Source organism: Arthrobacter sp. C152, assembly GCF_054890965.1.
Genome location: NZ_JBTZSU010000135.1, coordinates 1 through 243, shown reverse-complemented (window position 1 = coordinate 243; position 243 = coordinate 1). Strand labels below are relative to the sequence as shown.

1 protein-coding gene is annotated in these 243 nt (G+C 69.1%); it reads right to left on the bottom strand.

Annotated features, from left to right (window positions below):
* The coding region (locus tag ACYSM9_RS22025) for a glutamine amidotransferase-related protein (protein ID WP_461859069.1) at positions 1–243 on the bottom strand (243 nt) is incomplete at both ends.

Genomic DNA, 243 nt, shown 5'->3' with positions numbered 1-243 from the left:
CCGAACTCGCCCGAATGCCCCGTATCGACCCGGCCGCCGAGCTGCTCGATCATCACCTGCTGGCCGTAACAGATCCCCATCACCGGCACGCCGCTGTCGAACACCGCCTGTGGTGCGCGCGGGCTGTCGTCATCGACCACCGAGGCGGGGCCGCCCGACAGGATCACGCCCTTGGGCTGCATCCGCTCGAACGCGGCAGCGGCGGATTGGAAGGGAGCGATCTCGCTATAGACCCCGGCCTCG